The organism is Bifidobacterium bifidum ATCC 29521 = JCM 1255 = DSM 20456 (assembly GCF_001025135.1).
Taxonomy (GTDB): domain Bacteria; phylum Actinomycetota; class Actinomycetes; order Actinomycetales; family Bifidobacteriaceae; genus Bifidobacterium; species Bifidobacterium bifidum.
Genome location: NZ_AP012323.1, coordinates 1,334,518 through 1,354,060 on the forward strand (window position 1 = coordinate 1,334,518; position 19,543 = coordinate 1,354,060).

The 19,543-nt window shown below is 57.8% G+C and carries 13 protein-coding genes and 1 pseudogene; 1 reads left to right on the forward strand and 13 read right to left on the reverse strand.

The annotated features are described in order from the left end of the window. Positions 1-39: 39 nt before the first annotated feature. Genes BBBF_RS05680 through BBBF_RS05700 form a run of 5 tightly spaced genes read right to left on the reverse strand, consistent with a single transcriptional unit; the run spans position 40 to position 9,510 of the window. Positions 40-3,309 (reverse strand): type I restriction endonuclease subunit R, EcoR124 family, encoded by a 3,270-nt coding sequence (locus BBBF_RS05680; RefSeq protein ID WP_021648519.1) that lies wholly within the window; start codon positions 3,307-3,309, stop codon positions 40-42. Beyond that, positions 3,296-4,852, reverse strand: a complete 1,557-nt coding sequence (locus BBBF_RS05685; RefSeq protein ID WP_021648520.1) for an RNA-binding domain-containing protein — start codon at positions 4,850-4,852, stop codon at positions 3,296-3,298. The genes BBBF_RS05680 and BBBF_RS05685 overlap by 14 nt, the downstream gene beginning before the upstream one ends. Before the next feature lie 14 nt (positions 4,853-4,866). Then, complete coding sequence (locus BBBF_RS09860) at positions 4,867-6,108, reverse strand: restriction endonuclease subunit S (protein WP_035139521.1); 1,242 nt, start codon at positions 6,106-6,108, stop codon at positions 4,867-4,869. Then, on the reverse strand, positions 6,108-8,675 hold the full coding sequence (locus BBBF_RS05695; RefSeq protein WP_033510283.1) for a type I restriction-modification system subunit M: 2,568 nt from the start codon (positions 8,673-8,675) through the stop codon (positions 6,108-6,110). The genes BBBF_RS09860 and BBBF_RS05695 overlap by 1 nt, the downstream gene beginning before the upstream one ends. Then, entirely contained in the window at positions 8,668-9,510 is an 843-nt protein-coding gene (locus BBBF_RS05700) for a GIY-YIG nuclease family protein (protein ID WP_033510285.1), read from the reverse strand. The genes BBBF_RS05695 and BBBF_RS05700 overlap by 8 nt, the downstream gene beginning before the upstream one ends. Positions 9,511-10,384: 874 nt before the next feature. Between BBBF_RS05700 and BBBF_RS05715 the strand changes: the two genes are divergently transcribed. Continuing rightward, on the forward strand, positions 10,385-11,314 hold the full coding sequence (locus BBBF_RS05715) for a site-specific integrase (protein ID WP_003822229.1): 930 nt from the start codon (positions 10,385-10,387) through the stop codon (positions 11,312-11,314). Positions 11,315-11,338: 24 nt separating this feature from the next. Here BBBF_RS05715 and BBBF_RS10330 read toward each other — a convergent pair. The 8 genes and pseudogenes from BBBF_RS10330 to argC all read right to left on the reverse strand — a co-directional run. Further along, positions 11,339-11,797: pseudogene (locus BBBF_RS10330) on the reverse strand (restriction endonuclease subunit S); the annotation flags it as partial. A gap of 118 nt (positions 11,798-11,915) precedes the next feature. Continuing rightward, positions 11,916-13,154 (reverse strand): argininosuccinate synthase, encoded by a 1,239-nt coding sequence (locus BBBF_RS05720; protein WP_003813515.1) that lies wholly within the window; start codon positions 13,152-13,154, stop codon positions 11,916-11,918. A 104-nt stretch (positions 13,155-13,258) separates the two neighbouring features. Further along, complete coding sequence (gene argR / locus BBBF_RS05725) at positions 13,259-13,777, reverse strand: arginine repressor (protein ID WP_033510010.1); 519 nt, start codon at positions 13,775-13,777, stop codon at positions 13,259-13,261. 72 nt (positions 13,778-13,849) lie between these two features. Further along, a complete protein-coding gene (gene argF, locus BBBF_RS05730) occupies positions 13,850-14,815 on the reverse strand; it encodes an ornithine carbamoyltransferase (protein WP_003821984.1) in 966 nt (321 codons plus the stop codon). Positions 14,816-14,917: 102 nt separating this feature from the next. Beyond that, the gene (locus tag BBBF_RS05735) at positions 14,918-16,207 is read right to left on the reverse strand and encodes an acetylornithine transaminase (RefSeq protein ID WP_021648524.1); all 1,290 of its coding nucleotides are present in this window, start codon (positions 16,205-16,207) and stop codon (positions 14,918-14,920) included. Next, entirely contained in the window at positions 16,197-17,153 is a 957-nt protein-coding gene (gene argB / locus BBBF_RS05740) for an acetylglutamate kinase (RefSeq protein WP_021648525.1), read from the reverse strand. Before argB ends, BBBF_RS05735 begins: the two co-directional genes overlap by 11 nt. A 59-nt stretch (positions 17,154-17,212) precedes the next feature. After that, positions 17,213-18,382, reverse strand: a complete 1,170-nt coding sequence (gene argJ / locus BBBF_RS05745) for a bifunctional glutamate N-acetyltransferase/amino-acid acetyltransferase ArgJ (protein ID WP_003813528.1) — start codon at positions 18,380-18,382, stop codon at positions 17,213-17,215. Beyond that, complete coding sequence (gene argC / locus BBBF_RS05750) at positions 18,379-19,473, reverse strand: N-acetyl-gamma-glutamyl-phosphate reductase (protein WP_033510013.1); 1,095 nt, start codon at positions 19,471-19,473, stop codon at positions 18,379-18,381. Before argC ends, argJ begins: the two co-directional genes overlap by 4 nt. Between the last annotated feature and the right edge of the window lie 70 nt (positions 19,474-19,543).

Consider the following 19,543-nt stretch of genomic DNA (forward strand, 5'->3'; position numbering starts at 1 on the left):
GCACCAGCAGGAATGGCACCGTACAGCGTTACAAAACCGTCAGAGGGCGAATCGCCAGTGCGAGACCTCCTCGTCGATGTCGAACCCGCCTTCGAGCACGAACTGTTTCAACAGTTTCGACGCCTGTACTTTCACTTTGAAATTCGGCAGCGTCACATTCATGCATCGCTCGAAGAACGATTTCGCCCGTGGCACGTCGATGGTGTCACGCAGGGCGTCGAATCGGCCGAATGCGTTCAGACTTTTCTCATTGATATATCTGACGGTGAGTTCTTCAAGCAACGACCTGTCAACGCCGAGATGATCCACGAGCTTGTCGATCTGCTCATCTTTCTCTCGTTTGGCATAGCGCGTGATGTAGTCCCGCAGCGTCATGCCTTCCTCGACTTCCACATCGCCACGCTCCACATCATGCAGGAACAGCTCAGCAAGTCGTTGTTCGTCCCTCGAAAGCGCAGCGAAGGATCGGTGCAGCTGTGCGGACATCTCCGCCAACTCCGGACTGTCCTCCTTGAGTGCCTTGAGCCATTTGACGAAGTTGGCATTCATGTAGTCGGTGTCGATCAGTCCGGTGTCGATTTCGGTGAGATACCCTTCCAGCTCATAAGGCGCTTCGGGGTCACATCTCCCGTCATCGTCCGGTTCTCCGGCGCAGCTGTCATCATCGAACAGCTCCTTATACCGCTGGGCGAGAATCAGATATGTGCGTTCGTCAATTTGGGGACGCACGATATCAGGTTCGCCGTTCCCGCCATCGTTCTCATCCGCATCGTCGGCATCCGTGCCATCGACCTTGTATTCCGTGGTGTTCCAGTCGAAACCCTGCACTTTCGCCGCTTCAAGGTAACGATTCAGCTCTACGAACTCCTTGGCGAACTTGCGTCTGGCCTCCACCGATTCCGGCAGCTGCATGAGGTCCGATTCCCCGTTATCCGTGAACACGTCGAGAATCTCCAAGTACCGTGTATCCATGGATTTCACGTTCGCGGGCAGTTTCTGCACGAACAAATCAAGCGGCCTGTCGCCGGAGTACAGTTTCACCGCCGCTTCGATGAAGCCGTACATGGTGTGCGGCTTGCGGTAGTAGCGGATGACTCCGAACGGCTTGTCCGGCCCGAACAGGCGGTTCGTGCGGCTGAACGCCTGAATGATGCTTTCGTAGTCGATAATCTTGTCGAGATACAGCGTATTCACCCATTTTGAGTCAAATCCGGTGAGCATCTGGTCCACGACAATGAGCAAATCGAGCTGCTGACTGCGGTTTGCTGCTATGCCGCCGTACGGACTCTTATGCGATAGTCGCGACGAAATATCTTTCTTCATCGCCGGCCATGTGGGGATGATGAACTCTTTGCCGAACGCCTCGTTGTAATCGGTGATGATTTCAGTCAGCGCATCTTCTTTATCCGTTGCTCCTTCGTTGTTGTCGATGTTGGGATCGAACAACGCCGTTACATGCAACTTAGGTGCTTGCTGCTTGAACAAGTGATAATAGTTGACAGCTTCAGGAATGGAGCTAGTGGCGAGCATCGCATGGAATTTGCCCGCATGGCTGAGCACCGGGAACTGTTCGAGAATGTCCGAGACCACCATGTTCGGATGCGGTGAGTCGATGCCATATTGGTCTCGTCCAAGGAAATCCTCGATGCCACTGAGACGGTTTCCAGCGCCATCAACCATCGGCCCCATAGGGACCTCGGATTTATCCATGTAATGCTGAAACACCTTAGCTTTAATGGGGTCAGCAAGTGCATCTTCCGTACTCTCAGCTTTCGCCTTGTCGAGAGCCACGGCACGTCTGACTTCAGAATCCTTGTACGTGGTCACCATGTACGGATCGAATCCGAGTACATTATGGTCACGAATGCCGTCGGCGATGCTGTACCGGTGCAGGCAACGGCCGAATACCATGGCGGTGGTGGAGTTCTTCTTCTGGTTTTCGCCCAGAATGGGTGTGCCTGTGAATCCGAAGAACAGCGCGTTGGGGAAGGAACGGCGGATGACTTGCAACATGTCGCCGAAGGTGGAGCGATGGCATTCGTCCACGATGAAGACGATGCGTCGTGCAGCAAGTTGATCCAGCCATGTCTGGGTGACGCCCCGCTCCCCTGCTTTCACGTTGCTCATCTTCTGGATAGAGGTGACGATCAGGGTGTCGTTGACATCGGTGCTGTTGAGTTTGTCCCGCAAAACACCGGTGTTCTCCGTGCCCTGCACTTCCGTCTCGCTGTCGGCAAAGCTGCGGTACTCCTTCAATGATTGAGTGCCCAGTTCGATTCGGTCCATGAGGAACACGACCTTGTCGGCGTCATGCGAGTCAGCAATGAGCTGAGCCGATTTGAAGCTGGTCATGGTCTTGCCTGAACCGGTGGTGTGCCACACATAGCCGCCGGGTCGTCCCGGCATGGAGGGTCGCTGTTCCCAATCACATTTCCTCACCACATCGGAGATGGCGTTTGCCGCGATGTACTGGTAGCTGCGCAGCACCTTAAGGCATCCATCCGCCGAGTCGGCGATGGTGTAGAAGCCGATGAGCTGGTGCGCCATGGGAATGGACAGCAGGCCGGCGGTGCCGGAAGTGCCTCCGATGAACAGCTTCCATTCGTCTTTGCCTGGGTGTTGCCCGCCACAGATAGGCTCGTTGTTGTAGTCCGCCCAATGGAAGTAATAGCTTGGATTGAATTTGTCCGCGCCGGGATTGGCGAAGTAGACGGCGTCGTCGGGGGTCATGGCCACGAAGATCTGCACGAGACGGAACAGGCCGGTGAACACGCCTTCGTGCGCGTATTTTTCGATCTGATTGGTCGCTTGGCTGACGGGTATGCCGCTTCTCTTGAGCTCGATATGGATCAATGGCATGCCATTGATGAGGAGCACGAGGTCGCCGCGCCGCGAGTTCAGCATCGTGTTCTTGGCTGGATAGACCGGTTGCTGAACGATTTGGTAGGTGCTTTTGCCGCCCGCGATCTCCTTGCGGTCATAGATGTAGAGACTGACTTCCTTGCCGAAATGCGCCACATCTTCTTTGTTGTCACGCGTGATAGACACGGTACGCCCGTTGACGAACGAATTGAGCGCGAGCGGCGTTCGCAGGGTCTCGATCTGCTCGATTATCTGTGCCATTTCCCCATCCGTCAGCGGGTATTTGCCAAGCCTGTCTATGTCGTTGTTGTTGCGGTACAGTATGTCTTTCCAATTGTCGAGCAAATCCCGCTCAGTTGGATAGCGCAGGACACCGTCCTTCCATCCATGCTGCTTAAGCACGGTGATGACGTTTTCCTCAAACACCGATTCGCTATCGAATATCATGATTCTTCTCTCCCCGAACTTCCCAGTGTCCTGCCTTTCGCGAGCCGACGCGCTTAAGCAATCCACACCCAATGAGTATCTCAGCATCCCTTCGCACAGTCGCTGATGAGACTCCCACAGCACGCGCCATATCATCGTATGTCGCGCTGGGGCTCTTCTCTACAAAATGAAGAATGACTCGCTGTCTCTCGGTTATCTGCTCATTCAAACCATTTAACTGCTCATTATTGTCAGATATCTGCTCATTCGAACTATTTATCTGCTCATAATCGTCAGATATCTGCTCATTGTTATCAGGCTTGGCATCCGCCTCCAACATGAGCGTGAGTATCGTGCGATCAGCTTCTCCGAAGTTCTCTTCAATCCGTGGTTCAGGAAGTCCTGCATTCGCCCATGTGGCGAACACATCGGGGACACCCGTACCAGCTCGCTCGCCCACATCGATTAGGCTGAACATCTTCATGACAAGACCGTTGCGCGGATCAGACACCCCGCCGAGGCGCATCTGTTCAATGCCGGTTCGGATATCACCCGGATTCTCGAACACCAGCTTGTCGGGGGTGCGCCTGACCACCACACCACGTACGCCATGGTAATCGGCGTTGAACAAGCAGTTGGCCAACGCCTCACGGACCGCCTTATGCATGGGGGTGTCATCGACGCGGAAAATGCCGTCGAGCTTGAATGGGGTCTTCAGGGATTCGGCAAGCTTGCGGTTCACGCGGAAGAAGAAATCGAACAGGTTGCCCGACCACATGCCATCTCCCGAATGCACACGATCGGTCCAGCGAATCGCCGGGTCCAGAGTCTCCTGATAGTCAAGAAAAAACTGCGGGCATTCGCGCACGATGTCATAGTCGTTGCCGAACATGAGCAGGCCGCCGAACGTGGGATGCAGCCTGCCATCCTCACGGCTTACCGCCGCCGCGCCAATGGCGCGTAGAAAACGCTCGTCATCAAGGCCTGTCCATGAACTGCCCTGACGTACCGTGCGGAAACGATTGCGATACGCCCTCACCGTGTCCATGTTGAAATCGGCGACGGTGAGATCGTCCAACACTTTGGAGTCCATCGTCTCGAATCCCTGGTCCCGAAGCATCGCCGAAATCTCCTGCCTCGTGCAACGATAATCGCCCTCACCGCGCCGGCGATAGGTTCCCGCAAAGAGATCGCCGTTGATATACACAGGGCGTTCCTCGCGCGGGGCACGCGGAACATGAATGGCCACCACCATGCCACCATCCGCTTCGAGCACCTCGACTTCCGATTCGATGGGCAGCACGGCGCTCACCTTGGACCGGTTGCTGACCGTGTTCCAAAAGTCCTGGCGAAGATGTTCCGCTTCCACTGGTGTGAGCCCGACTGTTTCAAATGTGCCGTCTTCGCGTTCTTTGACACCAAGCAGGATGACACCGCCATAGGTGTTGGCGAAGGCGGAATAGGTCTCCCACATGCTGCGTGGGAGACCGCCTTTCGCTGCTTTCGCTTCAATCCGGTTATTCTCGCGATATGAGGCGAGCTTCACGATATCGAATGTCTCCATTGCTCTACCTCCCTTCACGCAAACATCTTGTCAAGCAAGGATTTCTTGATATTCTGCAGCAATTCCAACTTACGCTGATGAAGGGTGATGAGGGAGTCGAGCTTAGCAAAGAAGTCGCCAATTTGCTGTTGTTCGACGGTGCTTGGCATATACAAAAGCATGTCTTTGATCTTGCCAAAGTCAACACTTTCTACGGTTGTTCCAGTCTTGCCAAACTCAAGCAGCAATTCCTTGTTATGCGAAATAAAGAACTGAAGTAGCCATTCTCCACAGCACTCGCCTTGGGGCAGAATGACGCGAATATCCTGGTTAACAGTTGAAGGTTTGCGCAGTTCAGCCACCGGAAGGGTATGGCGAAGAATCCCGCTCCTCGTTACCATTACTAAAGATCCGGCAGGATAAAGAGTCAACTCTTTTGCGCCCTTCTCAGTTATCTGAGTCGTAGTTCTATCAAGATAATTAGATTTCACGTCCTGGGACGTAACCCACAGTACGTATCCATCTTCATAGTTATCGGGATCTGCCATTGGCGGAGTATGCCCGCCGCCAAACGTTGCTACTTCCACCAACTTACGCTGTTCCCAAGGGTCAGTAAAACCAGCGAAACGAATCTCGGGTACAGGCTCACCATCTTTCGGGAACATTTTTTCAAGCATCGATTTTTTTAAGATGACAAGCTTGTCATACTTACGCTGATGAAGGGTGATGAGGGTATCCGTTGTTTCAAGCTGCTTCGCTATCGCCATCTGTTCAGAGATTTCTGGGCACCAAATAGGCATCTCGAAAAACGTTGCGTCGGAGATTGAAAACCTGTCAGACCTTGCCCCCGTATTACCTTCGAGGAACATAAAATCATGCCACCTGGATGTTTTGAAATAATGCTCCAAGTAGGTTTTATCCATGCTCGCATCTACTGAAAACACCGTATACAACGGAGACATGACACCTGCTCTGTTCAGGCGGTTTCTGTTGATTGGACCACAAGGCGCCGTTGCAGAAATCCGTGGGTTGTAGACGAAGTCATCTGGTTGAACCACATAGTAGCCACTGATATTCGCATCGTTTGTAATGTCGTGGTCGAAGTAGTCGAGCTGGCTAATAACGCCCTGCTCGGCAGAATTTGTAAACGTCTCCGAAAGAGCGCCGTTAGCGTTCTTGATGGTGTTCTTCTTGCTGAATTCCCCCAACTTACGCTGTTCCCAAGGGTCAGTAAAACCAGCGAAACGAATCGCAGGAACTTTCGCCTGTTCAGTCATCATTCACCTCCCAACAGGGTCTTCAGCTCGGCAATACCGGCCATATCGAACTCATTGCCGGTTAGTTGACCAAGCATATTGCCAAGTTCTGCCTCAGCCTGTTCGATCTGTTCGCACACATCAGAGTATGTGGTCGAATACTTGTCGTTCAGCGCATTCACCGCTGCAATCAACTCATCAACAGCCGTCTGAGGGAGTTCCTCAAGCTTGCGCTGCAATGGTTCCACCCACTTGGCAGCAAGCAAGTCATCAGCATGTTCATCGCTCAGTCCTTCAATAACGGTCCGGGTCTTTTCATCAAGCGCTGAACGGAGATTCTTAACGTTCTTTTTGACTTCACGCTCTTCATCAAACAACCGCTGTGCACTCACAAGAGCACGGTCAAAGTCAGTCTCGGGATTCTTCCCAATCGATTTCACTGCTTTCTTCAATTCAGCGGCAACGAAAGAATCTCCATCCTCGCTGACGGCATCAGTCGAACTCTTGTCATCCTCATCCAGATTTTCAAGAATGTCAGCGATTTCGCCGCCAATATCACTCAGCCGAGATTCAAATGTGGCAATTTCCGCAAGATCAGAGGTAAGATATTTCCCCTGTACGAGATCGAACGGCAGAATATGCCCGACCCAGCCGTCCGGCACTTCGACATCCTTACCACCTTTCTTCTTGACGACCATATTGGCATCGACTTTGCGAACGGCGTCATGTCCCTCGGCCTGTATGGTTTCAAGGTCGATGGAAATAGTCTTTTGCCAACTATCGTCAAGCACCTGATACGCCGCATAGGCGTCTACGAGAGGGATACCAGCCAAACGACGCAGCAGATCATTTGCCAGAGTCTCCTCTTCGGCGGCAATGCCCACATTGGCGGCATTACCCACCAATTCACCGCGTATATAAGCCGGATAATCGATGAACGCCTCACGATAACGCTGGATATATGCCTTCACATCTGAGTCGGCATTCACCGCCTCACGAACGTCTTGCACGGCGAGCTTGGCCGAATGGCCGTTCTCCTCCGCGAAAAGGCACCGGCGTAGTCCGGGGAACACGGTCCAATATTTGCTGAGTGCATCGATGTCCCGCTTAGGAATACCGCCGAACATAGTGGAATACACATCCCAGCTCTCGGCATTGTCGGAGGAATCCACGTAGCGAGGAATATTGAGGTTATAGTCGTTCTGCCGAATCTCATCAATACCCACCAAGCGGCTGAACTTATCGACGTCACGATTCCCTGTCACCGCATCCACGATGCGTTTGATATCGCTCGCACGCAGCTTGTTGTTCTTGCCTTCCTTGGTGAAGTATTTGGAAGCGTCCACGATGAGCACATGATCGTCGTCGCGATGTTTGCGCAGCACCATCACGATGGTGGGGATGCCGGTGCCGAAGAAGATGTTCGCGGGCAAGCCGATGATGGCCTGAATGTGGTGGTTCTCCACCAGGTTCCGGCGAATAGTGCCTTCCTCACCACCACGGAACAGCACGCCATGGGGCAATACGATGGTCATGATGCCGTCGTCGCGCAGATGGTAGAGGTCATGCAGCAGGAAGGCGTAGTCCGCCTTGGACTTGGGCGCGATGCCGTATTCGAAGCGGATATCCTCGCCGGCCTCCGGCGGTTCCCAATTCTGGGAGTAGGGAGGATTCGAGACCACAGCGTCCACGAACAACGGCTCATAGGTCTCATCCTTGGTCTCGTCGGTGTCGAACCACGGCCAGTCGCTTTTCAGTGTGTCTCCGTTGCGGGCCACGATGTTGTCCGGCAGGATGCCGCGCATGACAAGGTTCATGCGCGTGAGGTTGTAGGTGTTCTCCTTGAGTTCCTGCGCGTAATACCTGATGTCATTCGGGTTGCCGTTGCGACGGGCCACCGCCTGGCCGATGTGGATGAGCAACGAGCCCGAACCGCTTGTGGGGTCATAGATGTTGATTTCCTCACGGCCGGCGAGATGCCAGGCCACGATTTCGCTCATGAGCTGTGAGACCTCGCTCGGCGTGTAGAACTCGCCGGCCTTCTTGCCCGCGTTGGAGGCGAAATTGCTGATCAGGTATTCATAGATGAAGCCGAGGGTGTCGTAGTCCTGCCGGCTGTCCATCGGAATGTCCTTGATGAGGTAGATGAGGTCACGTGCGGCCTTGCTGCGGCTTTTCTCATCGGTGCCGAGTTTGGACAGGCCGGTCTGCAAGGTGTCGAAGATGCCCGCGAACACGCGCTTGCGGGCAGGGTCGATGTTGCGGTCGAACGCGGAAAGCGCGTCGCGCACATTGGCGATGGCGAAATCCCCCTTCTTCGCCACCCATGTGGAGAACAGGTTATCGTAGGAGATGAAGTAGCCGCACAGATCGCGCACGTACTGCGCGGTCTCGGTATCATCCTCCCGCAATTCTTCGAGGTCTTCGTTCCCCATGCCATCAGCATGCAGACGAGTGACTTCGGTCTCGGAAAGGAACTTGTAGAAGATGAAGCCGAGGATGTAATCCTTGTATTCGTTGGCTTCGATCTTCGAGCGCATTTTGTTGGCCGACTCCCAAATCTTGGCGGCAAGCTGCTGCTTATTCATTCATATGCTCCTTGCTTCTGTACACATAATCAAGGGTCTGCCCCTGCTCATTGACCCATTCGATCCACCCGTTTTGGCTGCCGCCGAGAACGAATACAGCGGCGGAGGAGGGACTGGACAGCTCGACATCGTCCGCAAGAATCACTTTGCCTGTCTGCGCGGCGAAAAGCTGCCGTCGAGCTGCCACGGCTCCTTGATTTTTGATCACCGCATAACCAAGGTCCACCTCAGAGCCCGAAAGAACCGTGAAACGGCCGGTATCCCGGTTGTATCGTCCAGTCGCACGCACGCCATTCTTCTTGGTGTGGAACACGGTATTCACTGCAACCGGCGTTGTCTCCTTGCGGTCGAGATCATATCCGAGCACGCGCATGCGGAAAAGAATGCTGCCGTGCAGGTCCTCCACCCGCTGCTCTTTGTATGGGTTCATGCGAGGAGCGGGAGTATTCCCGTTATCGGTCTCATATGAGCCGTGTTCACGCACGTAATCGATGGCCTTCGCCTCAAGCGAATCCAGAACATCACGGTCGATATTGACATCGTTATCGAGGAACATGATGGCTTTGTTCCAGAACTCCTTTTTGGTCTTGTGCGCATCAAGTCTGACAAGTCCCCTCGTGGTTTGCCCCGCGTACACACGACTCAGCACACCATGATCCTCATCAAGCAGGTAATGCACACCGCGGTCTGGCAGATCGGGAAGACACTTCGCCTCGCCCAACATGTCTCTGGGCACCACGACAGTGACAAGCGATTCCCCGTCCACCCGGCAAATACGGATACCATCCGGATTGTTGTCAATTATTTGTATGGTCATGGCGGTGAGCGCAATCAATTACTTGCCGCCCTTCGCCAACTCATTGATCATGCATGTCCTTACGAACGCCGAGAAGCTCATTCCTCTCAGAGACGCGGCTTCTTTGGCGGAATCCCGCAGGTTAGCGGGAATGCGCATGGTAACTGGCACCACGTCACCGTCTACTAGATATGAGCGTATCTCTGTTTCACCAGCCTCATGTTCAATCAAATCGGAGTACGTCATCGCATCCCACGCTTTCAAACCGCAGTATAAATGCATTAATTATATACCCGCTTGGGAACAGCGTAAGTTGGGGGAATTCAGCAAGAAGAACACCATCAAGAACGCTAACGGCGCTCTTTCGGAGACGTTTACAAATTCTGCCGAGCAGGGCGTTATTAGCCAGCTCGACTACTTCGACCACGACATTACAAACGATGCGAATATCAGTGGCTACTATGTGGTTCAACCAGATGACTTCGTCTACAACCCACGGATTTCTGCAACGGCGCCTTGTGGTCCAATCAACAGAAACCGCCTGAACAGAGCAGGTGTCATGTCTCCGTTGTATACGGTGTTTTCAGTAGATGCGAGCATGGATAAAACCTACTTGGAGCATTATTTCAAAACATCCAGGTGGCATGATTTTATGTTCCTCGAAGGTAATACGGGGGCAAGGTCTGACAGGTTTTCAATCTCCGACGCAACGTTTTTCGAGATGCCTATTTGGTGCCCAGAAATCTCTGAACAGATGGCGATAGCGAAGCAGCTTGAAACAACGGATACCCTCATCACCCTTCATCAGCGTAAGCGCGAAAGCCGCATCATCCGCGTGCGCTCATTCATATGGTTAGCTGGTGATATATCCGGCATCGGCGTAAGCGCATATCAACCAGAAAGAGAAGACCGTATGACCGAAGGCAATACCAACGCCGAAACGTTGTTTTGCGATTACTACGAGCAATGGATCAGCGTATACAAGGAAGGTGCAATTCGTGAAGTGACCATGAAGAAATACCGGCTCACGCAGGCATGGTTGGGCCGGCTCATTCCCGATCTCAAACTCGCCGACATGGATCGCGTGAACTATCAGAAGCTCATCAACGGCTACGCCGAACATCACGAACGCCAGACGACGATGGATTTCCATCATCAATTGAAAGGAGCCATTCTTGACGCGGTCGACGAAGGGCTGATTCAGCGCGACCCGACTCGTAAGGCAATCATCAAGGGCAAGCCGCCATGCTCAAAGAAAACGAAGTATCTCAATCAGTTCGAGCTTCATGCGGTCCTTGCGGATCTCGAACTCGGCAAGGGACCAAGCTGGGATTGGCTGATACTGTTGGTGGCGAAAACCGGGTTACGGTTCTCGGAAGCTTTGGGACTCACACCCGACGACTTTGATTTCGTGCATCAGACCCTTTCGGTCAGTAAAACGTGGGATTACAAGAACGGCGGAGGATTCGTCCCCACCAAGAACGCATCCTCCGTACGAAAGGTGCAGCTCGATTGGCAGCTTATCATGCAGCTCTCAACGCTCCTGAAAGATATGCCTGCGAGCGACCCCATTTTCGTGAATGGCAAGGTGTATAACTCCACCGCGAATAACATCCTCGCCAGGCATTGCGAACGGGCCAACGTTCCCGTGATTTCGATTCATGGGTTAAGGCACACCCATGCCTCGCTGTTGTTGTTTGCCGGCGTATCGATTGCCAGTGTGTCCAAGCGACTTGGTCATGCAAGCATGAACACCACACAGGACACTTATCTTCATGTCATCCGCGAACTTGAAAACAAGGATGTCGATATCGTGATGCGTGCCCTCTCCACCCTCATCTAACCATTTCAACCACTGCCGCTTACGCTGATGAAGGGTGATGAGGTTGTCAAGACGGGAGAAGAAGGAGCCGATGACTTGCTGCTCTTGAAGCGAAATTGGTATACCCATCGTATAAAGCGACCGTATTACGGACGGATGCGCTTTAACCGTGTAGTCAAATTTAATTCGAGAATGCGCAAGAGACATCGCGTAGGCAAGGAACTTGCAGTTTATCTTCTCTGGATTAACTGCGATATAGCCTGATACGTTCGTAACCGAGAAACGGTGCTTTCTTCGGTAAAAGACAGCCCCTCCTCCATCAATCGACCAGGTGATTAGCTCCTGATTGAACATGTACTTCCCGTAAGCCCCCATGCGTCCATTATCAAGAGCACTGGAGGAATACACCGGAAATGTTCCCGGTGTATTCGACATATCCTTCGCGGAGATTACCCTCCCTCTGCCCATGTAAAGGGTGGCATCTTTTTCAAGTTCCCCCAACTTACGCTGTTCCCAAGCGGGTGTAACCCTGTCATGTCAGTTGTCCTCAAGTAAGGCAAAAGGCTCCCCTGCGCATATGCGCAAAAGAGCCTTGCAAATCAGCGGGAGCCGTTCGACGATATTACTCGACGGTGTTCTTCGGCACCTCGATGCCGTTGCCGAACTTGACGTCGCGGGCGGCGGCCACGCGGGACGGCAGGCCGTAGATGTCGATGAAGCCGTTGGAGGACTTCTGGTCGAAGCTGTCGCCGGAGTCGTAGGTGGCGAGGTTGTAGTCGTACAGCGAGCTGTCGGAGCGACGGCCGGTGACGACGGCGCGACCGCCGTGCAGCACCATGCGAATCTCGCCGGAGACGTACTTCTGGGTGTCCTCGATGAAGGCGTTGAGCGACTGGGTGGCGGGGCTGAACCACTGCGCATCGTACACCAGCTCACCCCAGCGCTTGTCGATGTCACGCTTGATGCGGTGCTGTTCGCGCTCCAGGCAGCAGTTCTCCAGCTCCTGGTGTGCGGTAATCAGAGCAACGGCGCCCGGGGCCTCGTACAGCTCGCGGGACTTGATGCCGACCAGACGATCCTCGATCAGGTCGATACGGCCGATGCCCTGGGCGCCGGCGCGGCGGTTCATCTCCTCGATGGCCTGCAGCGGGGTGACGTCGCGGCCGTCGATCTTGACGGGAATGCCTTCCTTGAACTCGATGACCACTTCGTCCTCGACGGGCGGGAACGCCGGGTCGTCGGTGTAGGAGTAGCAGTCCTTGGTCGGGCCGTTCCACGGATCCTCAAGGAAGCCGGTCTCGATGGCGCGGCCCCACACGTTCTGGTCGATGGAGTACGGGGACTTCTCGGTCTGGGTAATCGGCAGCTTGTGCTCCTTGGCGAACGCGATCTCGACGTCACGGGTCAGCGACAGGTCGCGAATCGGGCTGATTGCCCTCAGGGTCGGGTCGATGGACGAGATGGAAACCTCGAAACGCACCTGGTCGTTACCCTTGCCGGTGCAGCCGTGAGAGATGGTGTCGGCGCCGAACTGGTGGGCGGCGCGCACGAGGTGCTTGGAGATCAGCGGACGGGAGATGGCGGAGACCAGCGGGTACACGCCCTCGTACATGGCGTTGGCCTTCAGGGCCTTCATGCAGTACTCGTTGGCGAACTCGTTTCGGGCATCGACCACATACGCCTCGACGGCACCGCAGGCGAGCGCACGGTTCTTGATGGTCTCCAGGCTTTCGCCGCCCTGGCCGACATCGAGGGACACCGCGACGACGTCCTTGCCGGTACGATCCTTGAGGTACGGGATGGCCACGGAGGTGTCAAGGCCACCGGAATATGCGAGTACGATTCGGTTGTTGTCTGCCATGGGATGCCTTTCTACAAAAACGAACTGCTGCAAGTATATACGAATGTCTGTATATTTATGCAATCGGTGTGGCGAATACTGAACCGGGCCCCTTCCCGAGCGATTCAGTTCTTCGACGCGAGCGTCAGCAGCCACTGCGAGCGCTCGAAGGCGATGTCGTCTTCGGCGCATATCACCATCACCGTGTCATCGCCCGCGATGGTGCCGAGCACGCCGTCGATGGGTTGCTTGTCGATGACGCTCGCCACATACTGGGCCGCGCCCGAAGGCGTGTGGATGACGACCAGGTTCTTGGCCGACGCGACCGATGTGACCAAGCCGCTGAGCACGCGGGACATCTGCTGCTCGGTCTTGGACCCGATGCCGCTGCCGACCGACTCCCTGAGCGGACGGTCGCCGATCGTATAGGCGATGCTGCCGTTGGACAGTCGCGTCTTCATCGCGTTGATCTCGTCCAGATCTCGGCTGAGCGTCGCCTGCGTCACCTCAATGCCCTCCTGGGAGAGCAGATCCGACAGTTGCGACTGGGACGTGACGATGTGCTTGAGCAGCACCTGTTCGATGGCGCTCAATCGCGCGGCACGTGTGGCCGGCCGCTGCACGGGAGGTGTCGATTCACTCATTTATGCCCTTTCCGGTGGTTTGCCGAACGTCTGCGCACCCTGCAAGCCACCCGCATACTACGGCATCGAGCATTAGGCCAGCAGCGATTCGTCGCCCCGCTGCTGCCCGATCAACCAGGTCAACAGCGCCTTCTGCGCATGCAGACGGTTCTCGGCCTCATCCCACACCACGGACTGCGGGCCGTCGATCACCGACGCGGTGACCTCCTTGCCGCGGTATGCCGGCAGGCAGTGCTGGAACAGCGCGTCGGGCTTGGCCAGAGCCATGAGCTCATCGTTCACCTGATAATCCCAGAACGGCTTGGAGCGGATGGCGTACTCGGCTTCCTCTCCCATCGACACCCACGTGTCGGTGAAGATGCAGTCGGCGTCGGCGACCGCCTCCCGCGGATCGGTGGTGACCAGGATGGAGCCGCCGTTCTCGGCGGCGATCCGCTCCGCGTCGGCGACGATGGCGGGATCGGGAAGATACCCGAACGGACCGGCGATGCGGACGTTCATGCCTGCGGTGGCACCGCTCAGCAGATACGAGTTGGCCATGTTGTTGGCCGAATCGCCGAGATAGGCGATGGTCTTGCCCGGCAAAGCATCCACACCGCCACGGTGCTGCGCGATGGTGAGCAGGTCGGCGAGCACCTGACAGGGGTGGAACTGGTCGGTCAGCGCGTTGACGACCGGGCAGGTGGCGTATTTCGCCATCTCTTCGACGCGGTCCTGACCGAACGTGCGCCAGACGATGCTGTAGGCCATGCTGGTGAGCACTCGCGCAGTGTCGGCGACCGGCTCGCCGCGGCCCAGCTGGGAACCGGACTTGTCGATGACCAGCGGATACCCGCCGAGTTCCGCCACGCCGATGGAGAAGCTGGAACGGGTGCGGGTGGAGGGCTTGTCGAACAGCACGGCGACGGCCTGGGGGCCGGCGAACGGCTGACGGTAGAAGCGGTTCTCGCGGAATTTCATGCCGAGTTCCAGAATCTGCTTCTGTTCGGCATGGTTGATGTCGTCGTCACGCAGCATATGGCGAAGTTGACCGGCCATGAGGTGCTCCTTCTGTGGTTCGGGATGGGTGCGGATGTTGTATCGGCTTGGGCGTGCGGGGCGGGCTGGTTGTCGCGGCCCGTCCCGTAATCGTCGTGGAGGTCAGTCGTTGGGCAGGTCGGCGGGGATCTTCGCGAGGATGGACACGGCTTCGTCGATTTCCTGCTCGGAGACGATCAGCGGCGGTGCCAGGCGCAGTGCGTCGGGTGCGACCGCGTTGACGATCAGGCCATGTTCCAGAGCCCAGTTCATCGCCGCATGCGAGCAGCGGTGGGACAGGAGGATGGCGTTGAGCAGACCGCGGCCGCGCACGGAGGTGAACAGCGGGTTGCCGGATGCCATGATGCCCTGGCGCAGTTGCTCGCCGCGCTCTTCGGCGTTCTCGACCAGATGCTCGTTCTCGATGGTGTCCAGCGTGGCGAGAGCCGCCGCCGCGCCCAAGGGGTTGCCCGCGAAGGTGGAGCCGTGGGATCCCGGCGTGAACAGCGCGGACAGCTTGCCTCCGAATGAGATCATGCCGCCCATGGGGAATCCTCCGGCGACGCCCTTGGCGAACGTCACGATGTCGGGAGTGATGCCGCCCGTCAGGTCCTCGCGCTGGAACGCGAACCACGAGCCTGTGCGACCGATGCCGGTCTGGACCTCGTCGATGATGAGCAGGGCGTGGTTGATGTCGCACAACTCCCGCACCTTCTTCACATATGCGACGTCCAGCGGACGCACGCCGGCCTCGCCCTGAATGAGTTCGAGGATGACCGCGGCCACAGGACCCTTGCCGTACTGGCCGAGTCCGGTGGCAGAGAACGCCTCATACATCGCGATGGGGTCGCCTGCACGCACGAATTCGATGTTCGGCACCAGCGGCTCGAACGGCTTGCGAATCACGGGCTTCCACGTGGCGGACAGAGCGCCCATGGTACGTCCGTGGAATCCGTGGGTGAGCGCCAGGATGCGCGCCGGCTTGCCGCCGATGCTCGGGCTCGCACCCGGCAGCGTGCGACCGTACAGCTTGGCGAGCTTCAGCGCAGCCTCATTGCCTTCGGCACCGGAGTTGCCGAAGTAGACGTGGGAGCCTTCCGGGGCCCCGGCGAGCTCAATCAGTCGCGACGCGAGCCTGATCTGCGGCTCGGTCGCGAAATAGTTGCTCACGTGGGCGCATTTCGCGGCCTGCTCGGACACCGCCTTCACCCATGCGGGGTGCGCGTAGCCCAGCGAATTGACGGCGATGCCCGCGAGGAAGTCAAGGTATTCGTTGCCGTCCACGTCCCATATGCGCACGCCTTCGCCGTGGTCCATCACGCGCAGCGGCGTGCCGAACACGTTCATGTGGACCTGGCTGTACTGTCCCAGCCATTGCGAGTCGGTGGGGCCGAGCGTTTCCTTAGTAGGCATAGGAACTCCTCATTTCGATGCCATCATCGGGCACAACCATGGTGCCGATGCCGGCGGTGGTGAAAATCTCATTCAGGATGGAATGCGGCTTGCGGCCGTCGATGATGTGCGCCTGCGGCACGCCGCCATCGAGGGCGCGGACGCAGGCCTCCATCTTCGGGCGCATCCCGGATTCGAGGTCGGGAAGCATGTCACGCAGGTTCTCCACACCGATGCGGCCGATCAGCGAGTTCTTGTCGGGCCAATCGGCGTACAGGCCGTCGACGTCGGTCAGGATGATCAGCTTCCTGGCGCCGAGTGCCGCGGCCAGCGCGGCGGCGGCCGAATCAGCGTTGACGTTCAGCACTTCCGTGGCGTCGTCCTCATCGGGGGCGACCGAGGAAACGACGGGGATGCGGCCGGCCGAGATCAGGTCCTCCACCGCGGAGGCGTCGACGCTCACCACGTCACCCACCAGCCCGATGTCGGTAGGCTTGCCGTCGATGATGGGTTTGCGCTGCATGGCGGAGAACAGGGCGCCGTCCTCACCGGACAGTCCCACGGCGAACGGCCCATGCGCGTTGATCAGTCCGACCAGTTCCCTGGACACCTTGCCGGTGAGCACCATGCGCACCACGTCCATGGCCTCCGGAGTGGTGACGCGCAAGCCGCCCTTGAACTCCGACCTGATGCCCAATGCCTTGAGCATGTGCGAGATCTGCGGGCCGCCGCCATGGACGACGACCGGATGCAGGCCCACCTGCCGCAGAAACACCATGTCTTCGGCGAAGCAACGCTTGAGATGCTCGTCGACCATGGCGTTGCCGCCGTATTTCACCACGATGCGCTGCCCGGCGAACTCCTCCAGCCACGGCAGCGCATCGATCAGCACCTCCGCTTTCTGGTCGGCGCGCAGGTCGGTGTGCACGTCGAAATGGAACCCTGGTCCCTTCAGTTCAGTAGCCATATTCTCCTCTATCGCATCCCGCTTCTCCGGCCGGCATGTGCCGGGGAGGAACCGGGAGACTAGCTTTCGTAATCGGCATTGATATGAACGTACTCGTGGGTGAGGTCATCGGTCCACACCGTGGCCTGTTCGTCACCGGCGTTGAGATCGATGTCGATGTGCACCTCGCGGGGGGTCATGTCGACTTCGGAGCGGTCGCGTCCCGCGCCCCCATTCTCGCAGATCCTCACGCCGTTGACGTCCACGGTGACCTTCTGCGAATCGTAGGGCGCCTCTTCGACGGGCACGGTGCCCAGCGAGGATACGATGCGTCCCCAGTTCGGGTCGTTGCCCGCAATGGCGCATTTGAGCAGGTTCGAGGCCGCGACCGCGCGGGCGCAGGCCAGGGCGGCGCTCTCCGTGGTGGCGCCGGTGACGGTGATGCGCACGTCGTGGCTCGCTCCCTCGCCGTCGCCGATGATCTGCCGGGCCAGCGATGCGCATGCCTTGGCGACCAGGGCGTTGAACTCGTCCGGATCGGGCTCGACGCCGGACGCGCCGGATGCGAGCAGCAGCACCGTGTCGTTCGTGGACATGCACCCGTCCACGTCGATGCGGTTGAACGAATGGTCCACCGCGGCGTTCAGCGCAGCCTGCAGCTGACCGGCGCCGACGGCGGCGTCCGTGGTGATGACGCACAGCATCGTGGCGAGCTGGGGGGCGATCATGCCCGATCCCTTGACCATGCCGCCGATGCGATATCCGTCGCCTTCCAGCGATACGGTCTTCGGCTTCGTGTCCGTCGTCATGATGGCGTGGGACGCGTCGCTTCCCGCCTGGTCGTCGTCCGACAGGGCCGCGTACGCGCTCTCCACTCCCGACAGCACATGATCCAGCGGCAGCAGCTCGCCGATCAGGCCTGTGGAGCATACGGCGATCTCGTCGGGCTGCGTCCCGACGAGCTCCGCGACCTTCTTGGCCGTCGCCGCCGATTGCTCGTATCCCGCCTGGCCGGTGCATGCGTTGGCTCCACCGGAGTTGAGGATCACCGCCTTGATATGGCCGTCGGCGACCGTCTTGCGGGACCACTGCACCGGTGCCGCGCAGAATCGGTTGAACGTGAACACGCCGGCCGCGCTGTCGAGCGGCCCCTGATTGACGACCAGGGCGAGATCCTTCTTGCCCTCGATGGAGGAGATGCCCGCCGCGACGCCCGCGGCGCTGAATCCTTTGGCGAATGTGACACTCACGGTGCTACTCCAATCTTCGTAAGTCCCTTGTCTTCGGGAAGTCCAAGTGCGACGTTCAGCGACTGCACGGCCTGGCCCGCGGTGCCGCGGTTCAGGTTGTCGATGGCGGCGAAGGCGATGAGACGCCCGGCGTGCCGGTCGGTGACCACCTGCACGTGGGCGGCGTTCGATCCGACGACGTTCGCCGTGGCCGGGAGCGTGCCCGGCTCCAGCAGCACGATGAACTCCTGGCCGGCGTATGCCTTGGCCCACACGTCGTGGATTTCCTCGTCGCTCATGGAAAGCGCCTTGTCGGTCATCTTCGCGCTGACCGTGGCGAGGATGCCACGCGCCATCGGCGCGAGTATCGGCGTGAATCCGAGCGTGAACTCCTCGGCCCGGGCGGCGTCCAAACCTGCCGCATGGGCGAAGTTCTGCAGAATCTCGGGGATATGGCGATGCGTGCCGCCCACGCCGTAGGGCACGGCGGAGCCGAACGCCTCGGCGGCGAGCAGGTTCGTGCGCTTGAGGTTCTTGCCCGCGCCCGAATACCCCACCACCAGATCGGCGACGAGGTCACGACGTTCCACGAGTCCTTCGGCGATGGCCGGCTGCATGGCGAGCGTCGTCGCAGTCACGTTGCAGCCCGGCCCGGCAATGCGCTTGGCGCCGGGGAGCAGGTCGCGCTGACGCGTGTACTCTCCGTCTGCGCTCTTGCCGGTGATCAGCTCGGGCATGCCGTACGTCCAATGGTCGAAGAACTCGCCTCCGTAGAACGCGTCCCACGCGGAGCGCTCCTCAAGACGATGGTCCGCACCCAGGTCGACGACCACGGCACCGGGGTCAAGCTGCGCGGCCAACGCCCCGGACGCGCCGTGGGGCAGCGCCAGGATGATCACGTCATGGCCGTTCAGCACTTCGGCGGTGGTGTCCTCCACCGTCAGATCCGCCAGCTGGGGAATATGCGGCATATGCCGTCCGAGTTTCTGCCCCACCGAGGAATGGCCCGCCACGCAGGTCACCTCGAAGTCCGGGTGGGCGGCAAGGATGCGCAACGCCTCCCCACCCGCGTATCCGGTGGCGCTAGCCACAGCTACCGTATATCTCGCCATATCACGCTCTTTTCATCGAAGACGAACTACGGCGAGTATACATGTTATGCAGTACATTGCATATATTCAT

Excerpts from the sequence above, each read along its gene's own strand:
- BBBF_RS05685 (WP_021648520.1), bottom strand. The coding sequence starts at position 4,852 with ATGGAGACATTCGATATCGTGAAGCTCGCCTCATATCGCGAGAATAAC.
- argR (WP_033510010.1), bottom strand. The coding sequence starts at position 13,777 with ATGAGTGAATCGACACCTCCCGTGCAGCGGCCGGCCACACGTGCCGCG.
- BBBF_RS05720 (WP_003813515.1), bottom strand. The coding sequence starts at position 13,154 with ATGGCAGACAACAACCGAATCGTACTCGCATATTCCGGTGGCCTTGAC.
- argC (WP_033510013.1), bottom strand. The coding sequence starts at position 19,473 with ATGGCGAGATATACGGTAGCTGTGGCTAGCGCCACCGGATACGCGGGT.
- BBBF_RS05680 (WP_021648519.1), bottom strand. The coding sequence starts at position 3,309 with ATGATATTCGATAGCGAATCGGTGTTTGAGGAAAACGTCATCACCGTG.
- BBBF_RS05715 (WP_003822229.1), top strand. The coding sequence starts at position 10,385 with ATGACCGAAGGCAATACCAACGCCGAAACGTTGTTTTGCGATTACTAC.
- argF (WP_003821984.1), bottom strand. The coding sequence starts at position 14,815 with ATGGCCGGTCAACTTCGCCATATGCTGCGTGACGACGACATCAACCAT.
- BBBF_RS05695 (WP_033510283.1), bottom strand. The coding sequence starts at position 8,675 with ATGAATAAGCAGCAGCTTGCCGCCAAGATTTGGGAGTCGGCCAACAAA.
- BBBF_RS05735 (WP_021648524.1), bottom strand. The coding sequence starts at position 16,207 with ATGCCTACTAAGGAAACGCTCGGCCCCACCGACTCGCAATGGCTGGGA.
- argB (WP_021648525.1), bottom strand. The coding sequence starts at position 17,153 with ATGGCTACTGAACTGAAGGGACCAGGGTTCCATTTCGACGTGCACACC.
- BBBF_RS09860 (WP_035139521.1), bottom strand. The coding sequence starts at position 6,108 with ATGACTGAACAGGCGAAAGTTCCTGCGATTCGTTTCGCTGGTTTTACT.